Origin of the sequence: Labilithrix luteola (assembly GCF_001263205.1) — a bacterium.
Classification (GTDB): domain Bacteria; phylum Myxococcota_A; class Polyangia; order Polyangiales; family Polyangiaceae; genus Labilithrix; species Labilithrix luteola.
Window position 1 is genome coordinate 531,349 of record NZ_CP012333.1, and the last position, 19,674, is coordinate 551,022.

At 65.4% G+C, this 19,674-nt stretch carries 18 protein-coding genes; 7 read left to right on the forward strand and 11 right to left on the reverse strand.

All coding sequences use genetic code 11. The annotated features are described in order from the left end of the window. Positions 1 to 3: 3 nt before the first annotated feature. Positions 4 to 1,476: an FAD-binding protein gene (locus AKJ09_RS02500; protein WP_169927191.1), complete on the reverse strand. Its 1,473-nt coding sequence runs from the start codon at positions 1,474 to 1,476 to the stop codon at positions 4 to 6. A 94-nt stretch (positions 1,477 to 1,570) separates the two neighbouring features. On the opposite strand from AKJ09_RS02500, the gene AKJ09_RS02505 reads away from it, so the two are divergent. The 4 genes from AKJ09_RS02505 (at position 1,571) to AKJ09_RS02520 (ending at position 5,310) form a co-directional block, all read left to right on the forward strand. Beyond that, positions 1,571 to 2,557 (forward strand): zinc dependent phospholipase C family protein, encoded by a 987-nt coding sequence (locus AKJ09_RS02505; protein WP_146645574.1) that lies wholly within the window; start codon positions 1,571 to 1,573, stop codon positions 2,555 to 2,557. Between the two features lie 92 nt (positions 2,558 to 2,649). Then, positions 2,650 to 3,501 (forward strand): alpha/beta fold hydrolase, encoded by an 852-nt coding sequence (locus AKJ09_RS02510; RefSeq protein ID WP_146645575.1) that lies wholly within the window; start codon positions 2,650 to 2,652, stop codon positions 3,499 to 3,501. Further along, entirely contained in the window at positions 3,501 to 4,310 is an 810-nt protein-coding gene (locus AKJ09_RS02515; protein WP_146645576.1) for a helix-turn-helix domain-containing protein, read from the forward strand. Before AKJ09_RS02510 ends, AKJ09_RS02515 begins: the two co-directional genes overlap by 1 nt. 100 nt (positions 4,311 to 4,410) lie before the next feature. Beyond that, positions 4,411 to 5,310 carry a nuclear transport factor 2 family protein gene (locus tag AKJ09_RS02520; protein WP_146645577.1) on the forward strand — a complete coding sequence of 300 codons (900 nt, stop codon included), beginning with the start codon at positions 4,411 to 4,413 and terminating at the stop codon, positions 5,308 to 5,310. A gap of 19 nt (positions 5,311 to 5,329) precedes the next feature. Here the strand turns inward: AKJ09_RS02520 and AKJ09_RS02525 are convergent, their stop codons facing one another. Next, complete coding sequence (locus AKJ09_RS02525) at positions 5,330 to 6,868, reverse strand: spermine/spermidine synthase domain-containing protein (protein WP_146645578.1); 1,539 nt, start codon at positions 6,866 to 6,868, stop codon at positions 5,330 to 5,332. 224 nt (positions 6,869 to 7,092) lie between these two features. Here AKJ09_RS02525 and AKJ09_RS02530 point away from each other — a divergent pair, with 224 nt between their 5' ends. Both AKJ09_RS02530 and AKJ09_RS02535 read left to right on the forward strand, forming a co-directional pair. Then, complete coding sequence (locus tag AKJ09_RS02530) at positions 7,093 to 8,289, forward strand: sensor histidine kinase (RefSeq protein WP_146645579.1); 1,197 nt, start codon at positions 7,093 to 7,095, stop codon at positions 8,287 to 8,289. After that, positions 8,286 to 9,080, forward strand: coding sequence for a LytR/AlgR family response regulator transcription factor (locus AKJ09_RS02535; RefSeq protein ID WP_169927193.1), 795 nt, complete (start codon positions 8,286 to 8,288; stop codon positions 9,078 to 9,080). Before AKJ09_RS02530 ends, AKJ09_RS02535 begins: the two co-directional genes overlap by 4 nt. Here AKJ09_RS02535 and AKJ09_RS02540 read toward each other — a convergent pair. The 8 genes from AKJ09_RS02540 to AKJ09_RS02575 form a co-directional block, all read right to left on the reverse strand. Continuing rightward, entirely contained in the window at positions 9,066 to 9,590 is a 525-nt protein-coding gene (locus AKJ09_RS02540; RefSeq protein WP_146645581.1) for a tetratricopeptide repeat protein, read from the reverse strand. The genes AKJ09_RS02535 and AKJ09_RS02540 overlap by 15 nt on opposite strands. After that, positions 9,587 to 12,697: an efflux RND transporter permease subunit gene (locus tag AKJ09_RS02545; RefSeq protein WP_146645582.1), complete on the reverse strand. Its 3,111-nt coding sequence runs from the start codon at positions 12,695 to 12,697 to the stop codon at positions 9,587 to 9,589. The genes AKJ09_RS02540 and AKJ09_RS02545 overlap by 4 nt, the downstream gene beginning before the upstream one ends. Before the next feature lie 7 nt (positions 12,698 to 12,704). Beyond that, positions 12,705 to 13,844 (reverse strand): efflux RND transporter periplasmic adaptor subunit, encoded by a 1,140-nt coding sequence (locus AKJ09_RS02550; protein WP_146645583.1) that lies wholly within the window; start codon positions 13,842 to 13,844, stop codon positions 12,705 to 12,707. A gap of 8 nt (positions 13,845 to 13,852) precedes the next feature. After that, positions 13,853 to 14,473: a DUF3575 domain-containing protein gene (locus AKJ09_RS02555; protein ID WP_146645584.1), complete on the reverse strand. Its 621-nt coding sequence runs from the start codon at positions 14,471 to 14,473 to the stop codon at positions 13,853 to 13,855. After that, positions 14,470 to 14,664, reverse strand: coding sequence for a hypothetical protein (locus AKJ09_RS02560; RefSeq protein WP_146645585.1), 195 nt, complete (start codon positions 14,662 to 14,664; stop codon positions 14,470 to 14,472). Before AKJ09_RS02560 ends, AKJ09_RS02555 begins: the two co-directional genes overlap by 4 nt. Further along, positions 14,661 to 16,049, reverse strand: coding sequence for a TolC family protein (locus AKJ09_RS02565; RefSeq protein ID WP_205633573.1), 1,389 nt, complete (start codon positions 16,047 to 16,049; stop codon positions 14,661 to 14,663). The genes AKJ09_RS02560 and AKJ09_RS02565 overlap by 4 nt, the downstream gene beginning before the upstream one ends. 120 nt (positions 16,050 to 16,169) lie before the next feature. Next, entirely contained in the window at positions 16,170 to 17,153 is a 984-nt protein-coding gene (locus AKJ09_RS02570) for a hypothetical protein (protein ID WP_146645587.1), read from the reverse strand. A gap of 207 nt (positions 17,154 to 17,360) precedes the next feature. After that, complete coding sequence (locus AKJ09_RS02575) at positions 17,361 to 18,320, reverse strand: LysR family transcriptional regulator (protein ID WP_169927194.1); 960 nt, start codon at positions 18,318 to 18,320, stop codon at positions 17,361 to 17,363. 46 nt (positions 18,321 to 18,366) lie between these two features. Between AKJ09_RS02575 and AKJ09_RS02580 the strand changes: the two genes are divergently transcribed. Next, positions 18,367 to 18,981, forward strand: coding sequence for a glutathione S-transferase N-terminal domain-containing protein (locus AKJ09_RS02580; RefSeq protein ID WP_169927195.1), 615 nt, complete (start codon positions 18,367 to 18,369; stop codon positions 18,979 to 18,981). A gap of 18 nt (positions 18,982 to 18,999) precedes the next feature. Here AKJ09_RS02580 and AKJ09_RS02585 read toward each other — a convergent pair whose 3' ends face one another. Further along, positions 19,000 to 19,530, reverse strand: coding sequence for a hypothetical protein (locus AKJ09_RS02585; protein ID WP_146645590.1), 531 nt, complete (start codon positions 19,528 to 19,530; stop codon positions 19,000 to 19,002). Positions 19,531 to 19,674: the final 144 nt, after the last annotated feature.

The window sequence follows — 19,674 nt, forward strand, 5'->3', positions numbered from 1 at the left end:
GTGTCACGATGCGGACGCGCTTTCGCGTTCATAGCCCGCGTCACGTGAGCGCCGTTCCGCACGGGCTTCGCGACAGAGCCGCTTCAGAAAGCGTGACGACAGAACGCCATGCGAGTCGACCTTCGATTTGATTGCGAGGAGCGCTTCGATGGCGTCACGGTGCATGCACGCGAAGAGGTCGGCATGACCGTGGAGGTGCTTCGTGAGCAGCGTCTTGACGCCCAGCTCTTCGAAGGAGCAGCGAGCGACGGTGCCGAGGAAGTCTCGACCACGACGTTCGAGCGCGCTTCCTCGTGGAACGCTCATGCTCGCCGTGAAGAGGAAACCGCCGCCGTCCAGCCCGAAGGTGCCGTGAAGGGGCCATCGGCACACGGGAAGCTTCACCATGTCCTGCTGCTCGATGCGAGAGACGAGCTCGGGATGACGCTCGAGACGGTCGAAGTACGAATCGAGGAATCGTCGCACGACCGGACGAGGAATCACGAAGGTCTGGTGAACCACGGGCAAGCGGGGATTCACGCCGATGGCAGCGAGCGCGCGTGCGCCCAGGCCCTGTCCCGTCAAGAGGGCATAGGAGCGTCCATAGCTACGTTGGAAGAACGCATGACCATGGACGGACGCTCGGAATCGCTGGCCTTCGCGTAGGACGTGTGGCGAGAGCCACTGCACGACGGCAGGGACCCGATTCGCGAGAGCCTGGAGATAGATGTTCTTCTTCGTCGAATCGTCCGCAAGCGGAAGTGCGGGGAGACGCGCCGCGTCCTTCGCGTCGACGAGGCGCGAATCGAAGAGAACGACCTTCCCGCGAAGACCGTAGAAATAGAGTCCTGCGCCGCGCTGGCCAGGCCGCTCGGCGACCGTCTCGAGTTGCGTCAGCCCGAGATCGTCGGGAAAGGCGCGACACCTCGCAACCGCGACTTCGTCGAATCGATCCGGCCCGACGGGGAAGAGTCGCAATTCGATATCGAGGACGATGCCCAGCGCTCCGAAGGATCCCGGCACGAGCCTGAAGAGCTCGCCGGCAATACCGCTCGCCGAGCGATGACAATCGTGGATGCGCCCGTCGACCGTGAGAACGGAGAAGCGACGAACGTGGTCGCAGAAGAATCCGAAGGAGTCGTGTGTGCACGCCGCAAGGGCGCCCGCGAGGGTGATGAGATCGCTCGTCGGAGGATGATGCGGTGAAAAGCCTGATACCGAGAGCGCGAGCCCCTCGAACGTCGTGCTGCCGGAGGCGCGTACCCAGCGCCTGCCTTGCTCGTCGTCTTCGAGCACCACCACGTCGGCGCCGAGGCCGGTCGTGTCGATGGCCTCTCCGTTCTCGTCCGGAAAGAAGTGGTCGCCGAACGAGTGGCGCCCGCCCACGAGCGAAAAGGTTCGGCCCGAAGCGCTCGAAGCTCCCTCGAGCAGCGCCCGAAGCTCGTCGATGTTTCGTGGACGATGGACGCGCGCGACCGTCTCGTCGAGTCCCCCCATCGCGCGTAGCTCCTCGATCCTGGGTCCACTCGACTGCGGTACCGCCATTCGTCACACGCAGTTAGCATGCGCGCGTCGGCGCGGTGAGCCGTCGATGCCGGTCAGTGGCGGTCGGTGGGTGGTTGCTTCGCTGCGCACCTTCGCCGACGATGCCGGGCACATGCCTGCCGAGTGGATTCACCTGACGAGCTTGGCCGAGGGCGCGGCCGTTTCGAAGCTGCCGGTCGAGGCTCGGCGGATTCTCGCCCGCGCGTCCCACGCCGCGAGGCTCGGGGTGCTGTTCGTCGACCTGCCCTACTTCGCGTCGTTCGAGCAAGAGCTCGTGAGGTACGTCCTGCACCTCGCGCCGCAGGGAAATCCGTGGGGCGATCGCACGCACGCCGACGCCGTCGGGATTCTCGTCGCCGTCGTGCGCCGCGCTGCAGCGACGCCCGTCTGGCTCGAGCGCGACGAGAATCGCGCCTTCGCCCTCGGGCTCGCGTCGCATCTGGCCATCGACCGCGCGGTTCATCCGCTCGTGAACTGGCTCGCCGAACGTGACGTTGCCGAAGGACGTAGCAAAGGCAACCACGCCGCCGCGCATCGCGAGGTCGAGAAGTTCCAGAGCATCTGTTTCCACGAAACCTATTTCGGTTCGGACATGCTCGGAACGCGCGCGATGAGCGCCCACCTCGGCGTTCGCGGCATGGATCGCCTCGAACGAAGTGCCCCCGCCGCCATGGGCGTCGCCGCCATGCGCGACGCACTCGGAAGCGCCCCTTCCCTCACCGACCTCGCCCGCTGGGGGCGCAGCTTCGGGCGATACACACGAATCCTCGCGAGCCCTCTCGGAAAGACGATCGCCCCGCCGGCGGTGAAGGATCCCGCGCGTCCACGCTATCTCCACGGACGCTGGGGTACATTCTCGAGCATCCTCGAAGAAGCCATCCATGCCAGCGTGCCGATGCTCGAGACGGTATGGTCGATGCTCGAAGGGGCACCGCGTGAGCTCACCACCGAGGAGGTGTCGGCCACGCTGTCCCGCGTCTTCGGACCGGGAACCATCGATCCGCCCGGCGCGACGTTCCGACTGCCGGGCTAGGCGAATCTCGCTGGCGCAACAGACATGACCTCGGAGGTAATCGCAGGCCTCCGGCCTGGCGCTTACGGTGGTCTTCGAAAGGAGACGACACCATGCCCTTCTTCGAAGCAAACGACGGAACGCGACTCTTCTACCGAGACTGGGGACGCGAGAATCGGACGAAGCGCCCCATCCTGTTTCTCTCGAGCTGGTCGCTCAGCTCCGTGATGTGGCAGTATCAGATGGTCGAGCTCGAACGGCAGGGCCACCGGTGCATCGCGCTCGACCGACGCGGTCATGGCCGCTCGGACGAACCCGACGACGGCTACGACTTCGACACGCTGGCCGACGACGTGGCGCGCCTCGTGGAGAAGCTCGACCTTCGCGATCTCGTGATCGTCGGGCATTCGATGGGCTCCGGGGAGGCTGTCCGCTACTTCGGACGCCATGGTCGGGGCCGCGTGGCCGGCCTGGCGCTCGTCGGAACGATCCTTCCTTTCCTGCGCAAGACCGACGACAACCCGGAAGGTGTCGACGTGCAGTTCTTCGAGGCGACGCGCGCTCGCTGGCGCGAAGACTTCACGCGCTGGATGGACGACAGTACGGACGCCTACGTGGGCAAAGGCCTCCCCGGCAGCGCGATCTCCGAGGGCCTCGTGGAATGGACGAAGGCCGATATGCTCTCGACGTCCGTACGCACGCTCATCGCGTGCAACATGGCGGTCTCCGACACCGACTTCCGTGAGGAGATGCGCGCCATCGACGTGCCCACGATCTTCATCCACGGCACCCATGACGCGTCGATCTCGCTAGCTCTCGGCCCGAAGCGCGCCGCGCAGCTCGTGCCGAACAGTCGCCTCGAAGTCTACGAGAACGCCCCGCACGGCCTCTACATGACCCATCGCGAGCGCCTGAATCGCGACCTCCTTGCCTTCGTCGCGGAGTGCGGAGGTAAAGTCAGGTGATGAGCAATGCCGGGCAGACCTCGACCGTAGGCGCACTCCTACGGTCTTGGCGCAACACACGCGGAATGAGTCAGCTGTCGCTCTCGCTCGAGGCCGGCGTGTCGTCACGGCATCTGAGCTTCATCGAGAACGGCCGCTCCGCGCCGAGTCGCGAAATGGTCCTGGCCTTGGCCGAAACGCTCGACATCCCTCTTCGCGACCGTAACGAACTGCTCCAAGCCGCCGGGTATGCATCCGTGTATCGAGAAACGCCACTCGAAGCTCCTTCGATGGACCACGTGAGGGAGTCACTCCGCAATCTACTCCGCGCGAGTGAGCCGAATCCCACGCTGGTGGTCGATCGTCGCTACGACGTTCGCATGGCCAACGACGCCGCCAAGAAGCTTCTGGCCTGCTTCTGCAAGGACGTCGAAGCCGCCTCGCGGCAGCCCAACCTCGTTCGCCTCCTCGTTGCGCGCGACGGCATGCGCGATGCCATCACGAACCGCGACGAGGTCATGACCTACATGGTCGACCGCATCCGGCGCGAGCTCACGAACCTACGCGAGCGCAACGCCGCGGACGACGCGATCCTCCACGAGCTCGAAGCGCTCGAGCCACGCGGTCGCCAGCGAACGGTCACGGCCCCCTCGTCGTTCGTCCTTCCGGTCAAACTGCGCAAGGGCGACGTGCGGCTCGAGCTCTTCACCACGATCACCACCCTCGGAACGCCCCTCGACATCACGCTCCAGGAGCTCCGCATCGAAACGCTCTACCCCGCCAACGCCGAGAGCCGAGCGACGATGGAACGCCTGCTCGCGTCGAACTAGGAAGCGCGCGAAATCACGCGCAGGCGCTCAGCGCCGATCAGTACGAGGCGATGCGGAGCATGGCTTGCTCGACCGTGCAAGAACGGCGGACGGGAGAGCCATGCGAACGACAACGATTGGAAAGCAGCGAACGCTGGAAGCGATTCACGGAGCCATGAACGCGCATGACGCGAAGAAGCTCGCCTCGCTCTTCACCGAAAGCGCCGTCATCACCGACGCGGGCGTGCCCATTGTCGCCCGCGGTCGTGACTCCATCGAAGCGCGCTACCGAAGGTCGTTCGATGCCTTCTCCGACTTCACGGCCGCGCCGAGTCGGATCTTCGTCACGGGAGACGTTGCCATCGTCGAATGGTCTTGGAGAGGCACGCACACGGGGGACCTCGGCCCAGCGAAGGCCACGCACGAACCGACCGGCGCGGCAGCGGTCGACGTGCTCTGGTTCGCGGCCGACGGCCGGGTCGAAGTGCTCCATTCGTACTGCGACTGGAACACGGTCTTGGCACACGTCGGTGCGTCGCCCGCGCGGGTTCGTCCCATTCCCGATCTGGCAACACGTCCCCTGATCGTGACGAACGGAGGCGAAGCAGAGCCGCAAAATCTCGCCATGGCTCGCACGATGCTCGGTGCCTGGGAAAAGAAGAGCGTCTCCGACTTCGTCCAGCACCTCGCCGACGACGAGACCTGGGACGACCTCACGCAAGCCGAGACCATTCGAGGAAAGCCGGCCTCGAAGCAGCTCTTTGCCGACTGGATCAAGGCGTTTCCCGACGCCAAGACCGATACGATGAACGCGTGGGCCATCGGCGACTTCGTGATTGTCGAGGGCACGTTCAGCGGCACGCACCAGGGAGCCTTTGCCGGAATTCCTCCGACCAAGAAATCGCTCCACGTGCACGGCATCGACATCTTGCAATTCGACGACGGCAAGATCGTCAAAGGCTGGAGCTACACCAACGGTCTCGAAGCAGCGACGCAGCTCGGCCTCGTTCCGCCGAGGTGAAATCGGGGCCAAATCGCAGTCACTCGCGCTCGGGCCAGCGCAGGGGTTCACGCCATTCGACGATCATGTTGTCGTCGGTGATGACGGTGGCCTGCTTGCTCGTGCGCTCCAGAATCGAGGAGCGGTACTCCATGTCGTTGAAGCCGAGCAGATCCTCGTAGATGTGCTGGTGGTCGGGCCGAGTCATGTCGAGAATCGGGTGGCCCTCGATACGCATCGTCTCGAGCAGCCACTTCCAGCGCTGACGGTCGAAGTTGAACGGCTCGTCGCTCACGGCCACGAAGTTCGTGATTCGCATGAGGTGCGGGAATGCCTTGGCCGCCGTCAGTTGGACGTCGTAGGAGTTCGTGGTGTTGAAGTACAGCACGCCGCGCGGCTGGAGATGCGTGCGCGCGATGTCGAGGAATTCGGTCGACAGGATATTGGTCGAGTGACCACGCCAGTGCAGCGTCGTGTTCATGACGATGACATCGAACTTCCGCCCAGGGTGCCGGAGAAACCAGCGCCGGCCGTCGTCGAAGACGACATCGACCTTGGGATTGGTCAATAGACTCGCCGTATCGGGATGACGCGAGACCACCTGCGCATAGCCAGGATTTATCTCGACAATCGTGAAGTGCTCCACGCCCGGGAGGTTCGCGACCACCTGCGCCCAGGAGCCGGAAGCCAAACCGATCATCAACACCTCGCGCGGCGCCGGATGGAGCGCACCGACCACGTAGGCGCGGAGGATTCCGTTCTTGTCGTTGGCGTCGAGCCACGTGTTCACGACGCCGTCGTACGCACCGCCGCCGTACACCGTGCCGTCTTGGGCCACCGTGATGACGCCGCTCTTGTTCTCGACGACTTGTGCGAATCGCTGCGTGCCGTCGAAATCCCATTTGTAGAGCAGTCGCTCGTAGAGCCGATCGTAGAACTTCGGAAGCACCAAGAGCGTGATCGCCGTGAACGCGCCGAGGGCCCCGTACGAGATGGCCGAGATCCGCCGCGACGGGGAGCTCATCGCCACGATGACGGCCGACAAGCCGAAGCCCGCAACGACCAGCACCTGGGTGATCGCCACGGTCGACAGATGATCCATCAAGACGAAGCCCGTCACGAGACTTCCGGCCGTGGACCCTACGATGTTCGCGAAGTACACGTACGACAGCCGCGTTCCCGCACGTTCGTCCGGCGCGATTCCGAAGTGACTGACGAGGGGCAGCACCGAGCCGAGAAACGCCGCCGCGAGGGCAATGACCACGAGCCCGAATCGGAAGTCGGTGAAGTGCGCCGACCACGCCAGGGACGGAGCCACGAGCCCCGCCATCACGTTCGCCACGGCAACGAACGCCGCAAGCCATCGGAGATGCCGGGCATCGGCACCTTCGTTCTTGCAGAGCGATGCACTCGCGCGCGCTCCGATGGCGAGACCGAACAGGTACGCGGCGAGCAACAAACCGAAGGTCGAGGCGATGCCGCGCGTCATGAACGAGAGAACGCGGTACCAAACGATCTCGTAGGAGAGCGCGACGAAGCCCGAGAAGGCCGCGACGAGCATGGCGAGTCGGAGCTTCATGGGGCACGATCGGGCATACCCGAACGCAGGGAGCTCCGCACGTGAAACCCTCGTGACCGAAGCCCCTCGATTCCGACGAAGCGTCTACCGCCGTCGACGAGCAGTCCCCTGCGAGCGCCAGGCCGACGACGCCCGTTCAGGACCGTTTCCATTCGTGAAGGGCGGCCTTGAAGGGCCTGCTCCAGCGCTTGGAGGAGCGCGCCGACGCCGCTAGTTTCCGGGATGTGAGAGCTTCGGATCCGTCGCCTACCGAACGACTACCGGTCCGTTCGACGAGCATGCCCGGCGGGCTCGACTCGGTGACCAACGATGCGATCCGGAGGCGACGCTGGATCGCAACCAGCGCGATCGTTCTCGTCGTTCTGCTCGTCAGCACCGTGCCGGAGTTGCTCTTGGGCCGGAGAGGAACGAGTCCGCGCCTCTTCTACCTGACGACCGAAGCGCCGATCGTGATCGTGTCGCTGTCGCTCCATTACGAATGGGCATCACGACGTCGCGTGTCGACGGGACGCTCGCTGGCGACGAGCGTGGCCATCGCGACGATCCTGGGAATGGCGGTCGCGGCATCGTGCTTCCTCCTCCTGCGAGGAATGCACATCGAGTTCGAGCCGGAGCGTCACTTCAGCCTCGGTCGCGCCATCACCTTCGGCGCGCTCTCCGGTATTCTGCAATGCGCCGTTTGGTCACTCGGCTTCGTGTACCCCTTCGCAGCGGAAGACGCGCGACTTCGCACGCTCGAGGCCGACAAGCATCGCCTCGAAGCGGAGAAGTTGAAGCTCGAAGCCGAGCATCTGCGAGGCGCGGCGGAGCTCGCGAATCTCCGATCGCAGCTCGAACCGCATTTTCTCCTCAATACGCTCAACGCCATTGCGGGACTCGTCACCAAACATCCCAAAGAGGCGCGCCGCCTGCTCGGGAATCTGGGCGACCTTCTCCGCGATTCTCTTCGTGACCCCGAAGAAACGCAGACGCTCGCCGACGAAGTGCGGTGGCTTCATCGCTACGCCGAGATTCTCGAGTCGCGGCATTCCGACGTGCTTCGTTTCCATTGGGAGTTCGCCGACGGCGCCCGCTCGGTCCTCGTGCCTCGCCTACTCTTGCAGCCGCTCGTCGAGAACGCCGTGAATCACGGAGCGCTCAAGCGAGGGAGCGGCGGTGAAGTCGCCGTGCGAATCACCGTCGAGGGATCGACGGACGGAGAGCACGCCATCGTGTGTACGGTCGAAGACAACGGCCCAGGGCTGCCCGCAGGAGAGCCCCGCACCGGAGCCTTCGGACTCCATTCCGTCCGAAGGCGCCTAGCCCTGCGATGTGCAGGCGCCACCTTGCAGCTGGAATCGACCTCGAATGGCACGCGCGCGACCGTGCGTCTGCCACAGCAGCCGAAGAAATCACCGCGCCACGACGTGGAGGCCGCATGAGCACGAGTTCGTCGACGATCGAGAGACTCCGCACCCTCGTCGTCGAAGACGAATGGCCAGCACGCGAATACCTCGTCGAACTCCTCGAAGAAACGGGGCTCGCCGAAGTCGTGGGGGCCGTCGGAAGCGCCGACGACGCGCGCGTAGCGTTGGACAACGCGGCACGACTTCCGGTCGACGCCGTCTTCGCCGACGTCCGACTCGCCGGCGCCGGCGACGCGAGCGGCCTCGAGCTCGTTCGAAGTCTCGCCGGTCGGCCCGGCGCACCGATGTTCGTCTTGGCCACGGCCTTCGAAGAGCATGCCGTCGAGGCCTTCTCGCTCGACGTCATCGACTTTCTCCTCAAGCCCTTCACCGAAGAGCGCGTCGAGCAGTGCGTTCGCCGCCTCTTCGCGAGGCGGCCCGCCAGACCGCGCCAGGCGGAGTGCTCGCGCATCGTCGCGCGAAGGGGAAAGACCTTGGTGTTCCTGGAGGCTCACGAAGTCTGGGCTTTCGAGGCGCGCGACCGGCTCACCTCGGTTCACAGCCTGCACGGCGTGTTCGACGTGGACCTCTCGCTGTCGGTCATCGAGGTCTCGTTCGGCCGAGCGCTCATGCGCGTTCATCGCAACTGGCTCGTCAATCCAGCGTTCATCAAGGAGTTCGATCGGGACGGACGCGACACGCGCATCTTCGTCGGGACCGGCTTCGGCCCCACGCAGCGCGGCGTGCGCGTCCCGGTCGGCCGCGAGCGCACGATGGCCCTGCGCGACATGCTCCTCGACGGTGCAACGGGGCTACGGCGGAGCTGATCCGGGGGCCGCGAGCCGAGTGTTCTCCGTGCGGCGTGCATCACGACAGGCGGTTTCGCCTCCCGCGCGGCACACCTTCGCGAAGAGCTCGTGCGCGCGCTCGACGTCCCGAGTCGTTCCCTGGCCACGTTCGAGCAGGATGGCCGCGCTGTAGCAGCCCACCATCGCGCCTCCCTCGCACGAACGTGCGTAGTTCGAGAACGCACGTGTGTCGTCGCGCTCGGCGCCATGCGCGAACTCGTACATTCGACCGACCGCCGCACACGCGGCGAACTCGTTCAACCGGCAGGCTCGCTCGTACCGCTCGAGCGCAGCGGCGTCGTCGTGCCCGCGCAGATCGTTTCCGAGTCGTAAACACGCAACCGCGTCGTCGTGATCGCAACGCTCGGTGCATCCTGCGTCCTGACAACCTGCCGCAATCGTCGTCTCACGCGCTTGCTCGCCCGGTCGCTCGCGCGGCGTGCACGCGGTGACGAGCAGAGCCATGCCGAGCCACGGCGTTCGACTCACGAAGCCCTCCTCTGCTTTCGGCGTTCGATCCATCGGTAGGCGAGTACGCGCGTCGGCGGCTGGAGAATACGAACGAGCACCGCGAGCGTGAGCGAGCCACCGATCACCACGATGGCGAGCGGCTTCTGGGTCTGCGCGCCAATGCCATTCGAGACGGCCGCCGGCAAGAGACCGAGCGTGGCCACGAGTGTCGTCATGAGCACGGAGCGGAAACGCTTCTCGGAGGCCTCTTTCGCCGCGGCCTCGAGGGACATGCCTTGCTGATACAGCCTTTGGAAATAGGTGACGATGAGCAGCGAGTCCTGCACGGCAAGACCGAAGATGGAGACGAAGCCCATCGCCGCCGAAACGGAGAGGTTCGTGCCCGTGATCAAGAGAGCCAACAGGCCCCCGGCGCATGCCACCGGAATGTCGAGAAGGACGAGAATCGTATCGAGCACGTTGCGGACGGCGGCGTAAACGAGAAGCGCGATGAGCGTCAGCGAAAGCGGAATGACGACAAAGAGCCGTTGCTCCGCTTTCGCGAGCTCGTTGATCTCACCGGACCACTCGAGGTGCATCCCATAAGGAATCGTGACATGCGCGGCGATGCTCCGCTTCGCTTCCTCGATGGTACCGGCGAGATCTCGGCCGCGGACCGAGAACTTCACCGGAATGTATCGCTGCGCATCTTCTCGGTAGATGGTCGCCGGGCCAGTCACTTGTTCGATGTTCGCCACCGTGGCGAGCGGGATCGTCGAGCCATCGGGCGTGATCACCGTCAACGCGCGCACGGCCTCCACCGAATCTCGGTATTGCGGAGCGAAGCGAACGGTCAGCGCGAAGTTCTTCTCGCCCTCGAAAACACGCGTCACGACCTGGCCGCCGATCGCCGTCTGGATGATCGAGCCCAGATCTCCGGTGTTCATCCCATAACGAGCAAGCGCACGGCGGTCCGCAGTGATGCGCACGGACGGCTGGCCCATCGACCGGAACATGGCGAGGTCGGTCACGCCTCGAACCCCCTCGATGACGTGGAGGACCTGCTCGGCGACGCGTTCGTTTTCCTCGACACTCGGCCCCACGACCTTGATCGAATTCTCGCCCTTCACCCCCGAGACGGCCTCTTGGACGTTGTCGAGAATCATCTGCGAAAAGCCGAACGCGGTTCCTGGAAACTCCGCCACGAGTTCGTCGTGGAGCTGCTCGATGAGCTTCTCCTTCGTCAAGCCGTGCGGCAGCTCGGCGAGCGGCGCGAAGAGCTCCACGTTCGAAAAGAGCGTCACGTCGGTACCGTCGTCCGGACGACCGACTTGCGAAGTGACCGCAAGCACCTCGCGATGAGTGCGCGTGGCGCCGTCGCATGGGCCGACTTTCGGGCACCCGCGCAGGATGCCTCGCATCCGATCGGCGTACTGCGCCGCCTGCTCGCGCGAGATCCCCATCGGCAGCGTTGCCCGAATCCAGAGGTTCCCTTCCTCGAGCTTCGGCATGAATTCCCTCCCGAGCATCGGGAAGAGAACGACGCACGCGACGAGCGGCAGGATGCGCAGGATGATCGACGCAACAGGGTGCGCGATGGCGATGTCGAAGAGTGGATCGTAGATGCGATGCAGATACCGCATCACCACGCTCTCCTTCTCCTCGACCACGGCCGGCAGCAGCTTCGACGCGAGCACCGGTATCAGCGTGATGGCGAGCACGATCGCTCCACCGATGGCGAAGGCGTACGTGCGCGCCATGGGTGCGAAGATGACGCCCGGAACCCCGGTGAAGGTGAACAGCGGAAGAAATGCGAGCGTGATGATGGCTGTCGAGAAGGCCATCGGCGTCGCCACTTCACGCGCGCCGAGACGGATTCGGTCGACGGTGGTGCCGGTTCCCTCTGGACCGAGGTGCCGGAAGAGATTCTCCATCATGATGACGCTCGAATCGATCACGATGCCGAAGTCGATCGCGCCGAGCGAAATGAGGTTCGCGGAGGTGCCCGTCAGAACGAGGCCGCTGAAGGCAATGAGCAGAGCCAGCGGGATGTTGAGGGCGGTGATCAGCGCGGCCCTGCCATTGCCGAGAAACAGCAGCAGCGTCAGGACCACGAGCACCATGCCGATGAGAAGGTTCTCCTTCACGGTATGCGTGGTCACGTTCACCAGCGCACTCCGCTCGTAGTACGGCTTCACGTACATGCCCGGCGGCAAGAGATGGTTCTCTTCGATGTATCGTAGACGCTGTTTCACCCCCGCCATCGTGGGAGCGGTCTCGGCGCCGTAGCGCATCAAGACGATGGCTTCGAGCACGTCCGAGCGCTCGTTCTGGCCGATCTGGCCGAGTCGCGGCGCCGGCCCGATCGACACGTCACCGATCTCACGGACGCGAATCGGCGTGCCGCGCTGCTCGGTTACCACCACGTCCTCGACGTCGTGCACGTCGCGAATCAGACCGACGCCGCGGACGTCATAGGACTCGGTGCCGAGGGTCATGCGCTGACCGCCGACGTTCTGATTGGCATTCTGCAGCGCGCTCGAAATCTGATCGAGCGACACTCCCTGAGCGCGCATGCGGAAGGGATCGACCGCGACGTGGTACTCCTTCGTCTCGCCGCCGAAGCTCGTGACGTCGATCACGCCGGGCACCCGTTTGAGCTGGCGCTCCATCACGAAGTCCTGCGCCGCCTTCAACTCGAGGGCGGAGTAGCCTTCGCCCTCGAGCGTATAGCGGAAGATCTCGCCCACGGCATTCCACGGCGAGATCGTCGTCGTGACACCGCTCGCGAGAACCGCGAGCTGCAGACGCCCCAGCACCTCGCGGCGCGCGTCCTTGTACTCGACGCTCCAATCGAAGTAGCACTTCGTGTCCGAAAGCTCGAAGAGTGATTGCGACCGCATGTGCTCGAGCCCCGGCATCCCGGAGAGGCTCACTTCCAGCGGAATCGTGACGAAGCGTTCGACCTCTTCGGCATTGTAGCCGTACGGCTGTGCGATGACCTCGACGAGCGGCGGAACAGGATTCGGATAAGCCTCGATGTTGAGCTGTGAATAGGCGGCCAGGCCACCGCCTATGACGAGCGCAACGAGCGCCACCACCAGCGCCGGAAATCGAAGTACGCGGGCGACGATGGCTTCGATCATCGCCGCCTCACAACAGACTCGACAGGATTTGGACGCCGCTCACGACGATGCGCTCGCCGCGAGCGAGGCCGCGTTCGACCGGCACGATTCCCTTGGGCGCGCGTTCGTCGATGCTCACCGGCACGCGAACGAAGCGCGTCTTGACACCGCCGGGGGCGAGGCCTCGCTCGACGAACACGACCGACTGCTCCCCGAGCCGGAGAACGGCCTCCCGAGGAATTCCGAGGGCCGCACGAGGGTCGACGCTGACGTGAGTGGTGGCGAACATCTCGGGCTTGAGCGCGCGATCCGGATTCTCGAGAATGCAGCGCACACGCAACGTGCGGAGCTGCGGGTCGAGCACGTCGCCGATGTAGTCGACGACGCCGGTGAAGGTGCGTCCGGGAAGGGCCACGACGCTGACGTCGACCGCCGCGCCCTTCTTCACGCGTGCCGCGTCCAGCTCGTAGACCTCGGCGAGCACCCAGACCCGCTCGATTCCGCCGATCGTGAAGAGCTCGGGAGCCCCACCCGTGGAATACTGGCTCTGGATCTCCATGCCAGGCGTTGCTGCGCGCGCCACCACGTCGCCCTCGATGCCGGAGCGGAGCACGTACCCCTGGGTCACCGTGCCGTAGGCCCCCATGAGGCGGCCCCGCTCGAGCGCGCGAGCGAGCTCCGCTTTCGATTTGCGATAGTCGTCTTCGGCCTGATCGCGGTCGACCTGGGTTCCCGCGCCTTCCTTGTAGAGGCGCTCCTGTCGTTCGAACGCTCGCTGGGTGGTGACGAGATCCGCCTCCGCCTTGTGGACGTCGGCCGAGACGCTGCCGATGTCCGGCGATTGGATCACGGCCAACGGCGCGCCCTTCTTCACGTGCTCGCCGAGCGCGGCTTCGAGCTTCGTGATGCGGCCGGCAACCGGCGAGAACACGTGCGTGACACGCGAATCGTCGAACGCCACGCGCCCGCCTACGACGAGGGTGTCATCGAACGGGCTGTCCTCCACCACGGCGACTTTCACGCCCACGCGACTCATCTCTTCCGCGCTCATCCAGACTTCGTTCGGAGGCGGTGGCTCCTCCTGCACGACCGGAGCAGGCTTACGGCACGCACACGACAGCACCATGACGACGAGCAGCCAAAGACGGAAGGTGCCATGGCCTCGCATGCTCTGCCTCACCGACCGAAGGCCACTCCGACGCTCGCGAGAAAGCGCGGACGAATACCCGAATTGGCAAATGTCGAGACAGGCAACTCTTGCCGCGGAATCGACTCGGTCGCCGCGGTGTACTGGATTCCCAGCCCGATACCGAGAACGAGCCACCCCGAGAGGATCGCCTGATACCCCATGTCGAGGGCACCGCCGTACGATTGGAAGTCGACGCGCTCGCCGATCTGCGGAATACCTACGAACGAACCGAACAAGAAGCTCGCCCCGGCGAAGAAGCCGCGCGGGCCACGTTCTCCGAGGTAGTAGCGATATCCAATCTCCCCTCCCCACCCCCGAAACTCGTTCCCGAACGAATCGGGTTTCGTCGTCCATGTGGGAAACCAGTAAGCCGAGCCGACGATCGCGTGATGGTCGCAGACGAGCACCTCCGCGCCGCCGCCGTAACGACGCAGGATGAACGAGAGCGGCGCGAGCTCGAGGACGAAGCGCCGCGGCATGGGCGGAGCGGTAACGATGACGTCGCTTTCGACCTCCGCGCCGGCGCCGATCGGCGTCGTGGCAGCGGCCACTGCGGGCACCGCCGCGACGACCGAGCTCACGACGAGCCCCATGCCCCACCGCATCATGGCGATCTCCGCGCGGCCTTCAGGGCCACGATGAAGGCAAGCAGCATCAGAACGGGAGCGAGCGCGCCCCCCGAGACGTGCGAAACGTGGCACCCGAGATTGGAGTCGAAGGCCGTTTCCTGGAGTCCCTCGGGCGGGTTCACTCCTGCTTCACTCAGAGACGCCTCGGCATCGGTGAGGTTGGTCGTCATGGCGTCCTCCCGTCGATGCCCACGGCCTGCTCGAGGGCGAAGATCGCGCTCCAGTACGTTTGCAGCGCGGCAACGTAGGTCTGGTTCGTTGCGATGAGCTGACGCTGCGCGTAGAGCACGTCGAGGAGCGTCGCGCTCCCCTCGCGCCATTGGGTCTCGGCCACGTCGCGCGCACGCCGGGCCGCCACGAGCTGGGTCGTCTCGAGGATGTCGACGGAGCGACGCGCGACGTCGAACGCTGCGAGCGCCGTCCGCACGTCGGAGACGACCTGCGCGATGGCCTTGTTGGCGAGTGCGGACTGGGTGTCGATGTCGGCTTGCGCCCGCCGCTTCTCGCCTTGGAGCTGGTAGAAGAGCGGCAGATTCAGCGAGGCGCCCCACGTCAACGTCGGCGGCTGAACCGCATTCTGTGCCGTGCCGACGTCGTAGTACTGCATCATGAGCGCCACGTCGGGGAACGCTTGGCGATCGACCAGCGCCGATGATGCGCGGGCGCGACGCACACTGAGGCGCAGGGCCGCCAGATCGGGTCGTTCGGCGAGCGCGAGATCGACGAGCTGACGGGCATCGAGGTTCGCGAGCTCCGGCGGGAGCCGATACGCGGTCCGGACGTCCGCGTCGTAGATGACGTCGATACGCTGCACGCCGAGGAGCAACGCGAGAACGGCGCGGCTCTCTTCGAGGGAGCCCTCGCTTTGGATGACGGCAATGTCGGCCTGCGCCTTGTCGGCCACCACGAGCGCAAGCTGGCCGTCGTTGATGACCGCCGGATGGCGAATGCGACTCAGCTCGAGGAGCTTGGCCGAGAAGCCTTGAGCCTCGCGCGCGTAGCGGAGCGCAGCGGCCGCGGCGGCCTGAGCGACGTAGGCGTTCTTCACCTGCCCCTCGAGCAGGCGCCGCGCATCGCGCCGCTGCATCTTCTGCGCCGCGAGTGCCGCCTGAGCCACGGCACGTTTCAGCGAGAGTTTGCCGCTGAGAACGTTCTCGAGCGCCGCGTTGTCCGAGATCTGGGCGAGGATGCCGTTCGAGGCACATCCGACACACGTCCCCAGAACGAGATTCCGCCCGTCCGCCCGATAGTTGAATATGTGGCTGTACTCGAACTGGACGTTCGGATTCGGGAGCGCGCGTGCCGCGAGCACGTCGCCTTCGGCGCTCGCGACCGCAGCCTCGGCGATCACGAGGTCGAAGCTACGCGCCCGAAAGATCCGCAGCGCGTCGTCGAGCGTGAGCGCCGTCGCGCCGGGTGTGCGCTCCGCGGGGGGTACGAGCGGAGGCGCCACAGTCGAGGGAACGCGCGGCAAATCCTGCGGCTCTGCGCGCGCACCTCCGGTCAGGAGGAACGCGCTCGCGAACAATGCGCGCGCCCAGAATCCCTTCGACATCGGCCCTCGGAGCACCGCGGCGATGCCAAACACGAGCCAACCCCTCGCGACTCTCACGCGTCATCGAGGTCGTTCTCCGTCGGCCTTGCGATCGCGTACGCGTGCGATCGCGGCGTCGAGTCAGGACTCTTCGGAGCTCGGAGCGGGCGTGGGGCACTCGGCGACGAGATCCACGCCACCGAAGAACTCGCCGACGACCTGACTCCACGCGTCGGCGTTCAGAGACGTGGCGCACTTGAACGCCTGCTCGGGCTGCTCGCCGCGTTCGACGATGGCGCGGTGCTCGACGAACCAGCGCTCACCGATCTCCGCGGCGTACTCGCGGACGGCCGCGGTGCGGGGGTCGAACGGATAATAGGTGCCGCCAGGAACCTTGGTGTCGTCGGGCGCGTACGGCTCGAGACACGCATCGTCGTCCGCGCACGTCTCGAGGATCGCCGAAAAGAGGGGCGACAGAGCGCGGTCCGACCAGTCCCCGTGTCCAGCGTCGTTGAGATGGAAGATCTCGTGGAACAAGGTGGCCATCACCTTGTGCTCCGACTCGTGGAGCGGACCTTCGAGGTTGTAGCCCACCACGTTCTCCATGGCGTACGCCGACGGGTACGACGGCACGTCGGTCTTGTAGAACATGACCGCGTGCGGGCGCGTTCGGAACAGGACCGGTTCGCTCGAGGTGGTGGCAACGGCGGCGATCACCGACTCGATCGTCCGAAGCCCCTTCACGAGCCACTGCAGATGATGACGATAGGCGCCCTTCGGCAGGGCCGCGCGCGTGTTCATCACGCCGAGATAGCCCGCGTCGATGACGTGCACGGCGCCCGTGCCCGGGAGCGTTCCGTGCTCGTCGAAGAGCTCGCGAGCGAGCGTCCAACTCTCGGAATCGTCGCCGTAGAGCGCGTCAATCGCGCAGGCTGCAAAGCTCCGCGCTTCCTTTCGTTCGCCGCATGTCGCTTTGCAACGAGCACGATCCGGACCGCAGAGTGCATCGACCACGACGCCCATGGCCGGCGTCTCGATCGACGCGACGAACGGGCCCCACGGAGTCGGGCGAAAGTCTGTGCGCGGATCGTCGACGACGAGCGGACTCACGCCGCGCGCGCGCACGGACGTCAATCCCCGCGAGCGGCACCCGACGAAGACCACCGCGAAGCAGGCAATCAGAAAAATTTGCAGCGTCGGCCGAATTCTCGTTGCCCGATCCGTCCGGCCAGGCACGAGAAAGGCGCGTCGTGTACGAAACTGCACGGCCGATCCTGACTACCGTCTCCACGCGAGACGTCAACCCGACGGTTGCGAGCACGGTCGTGGAGATCACGGGGCGTGTCTCTTCGTCGACGAAGGACGCAGCAGACAGCCCGGCCACACGTCGAGGAACTCCTTCAGCGCTTTGACGAACGCCTGCACGCTCATCGGCACGTGACGACTCTTGGCGTACACCGCGAACATCTGTTCGGGCGGTGCCGGGAAAGCCTCGAGCACCGCGACGAGCGAGCCCTGACCGATTTCGGGCAGCGCCAAGTACTCGGGCAGGCGAGCGACTCCGCAGCCGGCGACAGCGAGATCGCGAACGAGCGCCCAGGCGTTCGCCGTGGCCTGCCGGTGGACGATCGTGTCGCCGGAGCCGGCGCGTGAGAAACGCCACGTGGCGGGCGACTGCCTCGTCCCCATGACGATGCAGGTGTGTTTGGAGAGCTCACGCGGATGACGCGGCGTGCCCTCGCGCTCGAGATAGGCGGGGCTCGCCACGGTCCGCTGGCGCGTGGGCACACCGAGCTTCTTCGCGACGAGGGACGCGCTGTTCGGCGGATCGGTCTGGATGACCAGGTCGAATCCGTCGCGCACGGGATCGAGTCGTTCGTTCGTCAGCTCGGTTTCGACCTGCACGTTCGGGTGCTCCACGACGAACTGCGCGAGCACTTTTCCAACCGCCGCCTGGCCGAAGTCGACCGGGGCGCCGAGACGGATCTTTCCCCCGGCCTTGCTGGCGCGTCCCGAGACGGAACGCTCCGCCTCCTCCATCACGTCGAGCGCATTCCTGATCTGCTCGAAGTAGACGCGTCCTTCTTCGGTCAGCGACACGCGCCGCGTGGTGCGCTCGAGCAGCGTCGTCCCCAGCCTCTCTTCGAGGCGACGCACCTGCACGCTCACGGTCGACGCCGGAGACGAGAGCGCCGTCGCGGCAACGCGGAAGCTCCCGACCTCGGCGACTTTGGCGAACGCAATGGCGGCGGCGAAGTCCGGCTTGTTCATCTCGATGAACAGAGTGATCAATCCTCAGCGATTGTTCAATGGACATCACGGCGGTAGCTCTTTGCCTATGACGACACCGCTCAAGCTCTTCTACGCCACCGGCGTTTGCTCCCTCCCCGTGCACATCGTCCTCCACGAGCTCGGCAAGCCGTTCGAGGTCATTCGCGTCGACCTCCGCACCAAGAAGCTCGCGACGGGCGGCGACCTCGCGGACGTCACGCCGAAGAGCTACGTGCCTGCGCTCGAGCTCGCCGACGGCAGCATTCTCACCGAGACCGCGGTCATCCTCCGCTACCTCGCCGACACCAACCCCGAAGCCTCCCTCGCGCCGCGCCATGGCGGCATCGACCGCGTGCGCTTCGACGAATGGCTCCACTTCATTTCGACGGAGTTCCACAAGGCCTTTGCGACCTTCACCATCATGGACAGGCCGAGCGAGGAGAGCAAACGCTGGGCAGCCGAGCGCCTGGCGAAGCGCGTCACCCTGCTCGCCGACGGCCTCGGGGCTCGGACGTATCTGTTCGGCGATTCCTTCACCGTCCTCGACGCGTATGCCTTCTGGGCACTGCGCATGTACCAGGCGCTCACGAAAGCCGAGCTCCCCGAGACGCTGCGCGCGTACATGACGCGCCTCCGCGACCGCCCGACGGTGCGCAGCGCCTTCGCCGCCGAAGCCGCGTGACGGACGACGCAGAACGCTCTACGCCGTGAACGGACCTCGCCGGAACGCACCCGTGTAGCTGAGGAGAGCGGTCTCCGGCAGCGGCGTCGTCGCCGCTTCGCAGATCTCCTGGTACATCGCCTCGTACTTGGGGAGGAGTTCCTTTTCGAGCACCTCGATGCAGGCCGGCGCGAACCTCTCCCCCCTCCGTTCGAGCATTCGAAAGAACGCCATGAGCTCGTCGTAGATCACGTCCACCCAGTAGGTGACAGTCGACGAGTCGTCGGCGGAGACGAAGCGTGCGGCGACGTCGCGAACGACCTCGGGCGTCAGCTCGTCGACGGTGACCGCGTGATGCGCATACGCCAGGTACACGAAGACACTGGCGTAGCCAGGCCCGGGCGTGATCGCTCTGTATTCCTTGGACTTGTAGAACTTGGCGAGGATCTTGTTCCCACGCAGCCTCACCAGCCTCTCGCGCCGTGTGTCCTTCGGCACGTCGTTCCAGAGTGAAGCGATGTAATCGTGCGCGAGCCACGGCAACGGGAGCTTGACGGAGTAGAGAGTCATGCAGGTCCCTTCGGCCGGCGCTCCGTCGGGTTGCTTGGAGGGGGCGTCGTTTCTCGAAACCCTGCTGGCGCACGGTGGCGCATGTAGAAGGCCCACCGTGCATCTGTTAGCTCTACGGGATGCACCGCCTGGCTTGGCTGGTTC

Excerpts from the sequence above, each read along its gene's own strand:
- AKJ09_RS02560 (WP_146645585.1), bottom strand. The coding sequence starts at position 14,664 with ATGACGACCAACCTCACCGATGCCGAGGCGTCTCTGAGTGAAGCAGGA.
- AKJ09_RS02565 (WP_205633573.1), bottom strand. The coding sequence starts at position 16,049 with ATGTCGAAGGGATTCTGGGCGCGCGCATTGTTCGCGAGCGCGTTCCTC.
- AKJ09_RS02535 (WP_169927193.1), top strand. The coding sequence starts at position 8,286 with ATGAGCACGAGTTCGTCGACGATCGAGAGACTCCGCACCCTCGTCGTC.
- AKJ09_RS02520 (WP_146645577.1), top strand. The coding sequence starts at position 4,411 with ATGCGAACGACAACGATTGGAAAGCAGCGAACGCTGGAAGCGATTCAC.
- AKJ09_RS02515 (WP_146645576.1), top strand. The coding sequence starts at position 3,501 with ATGAGCAATGCCGGGCAGACCTCGACCGTAGGCGCACTCCTACGGTCT.
- AKJ09_RS02550 (WP_146645583.1), bottom strand. The coding sequence starts at position 13,844 with ATGCGAGGCCATGGCACCTTCCGTCTTTGGCTGCTCGTCGTCATGGTG.
- AKJ09_RS02505 (WP_146645574.1), top strand. The coding sequence starts at position 1,571 with ATGCCGGTCAGTGGCGGTCGGTGGGTGGTTGCTTCGCTGCGCACCTTC.
- AKJ09_RS02545 (WP_146645582.1), bottom strand. The coding sequence starts at position 12,697 with ATGATCGAAGCCATCGTCGCCCGCGTACTTCGATTTCCGGCGCTGGTG.
- AKJ09_RS02500 (WP_169927191.1), bottom strand. The coding sequence starts at position 1,476 with ATGGGGGGACTCGACGAGACGGTCGCGCGCGTCCATCGTCCACGAAAC.
- AKJ09_RS02555 (WP_146645584.1), bottom strand. The coding sequence starts at position 14,473 with ATGATGCGGTGGGGCATGGGGCTCGTCGTGAGCTCGGTCGTCGCGGCG.
- AKJ09_RS02580 (WP_169927195.1), top strand. The coding sequence starts at position 18,367 with ATGACGACACCGCTCAAGCTCTTCTACGCCACCGGCGTTTGCTCCCTC.
- AKJ09_RS02585 (WP_146645590.1), bottom strand. The coding sequence starts at position 19,530 with ATGACTCTCTACTCCGTCAAGCTCCCGTTGCCGTGGCTCGCGCACGAT.
- AKJ09_RS02510 (WP_146645575.1), top strand. The coding sequence starts at position 2,650 with ATGCCCTTCTTCGAAGCAAACGACGGAACGCGACTCTTCTACCGAGAC.
- AKJ09_RS02525 (WP_146645578.1), bottom strand. The coding sequence starts at position 6,868 with ATGAAGCTCCGACTCGCCATGCTCGTCGCGGCCTTCTCGGGCTTCGTC.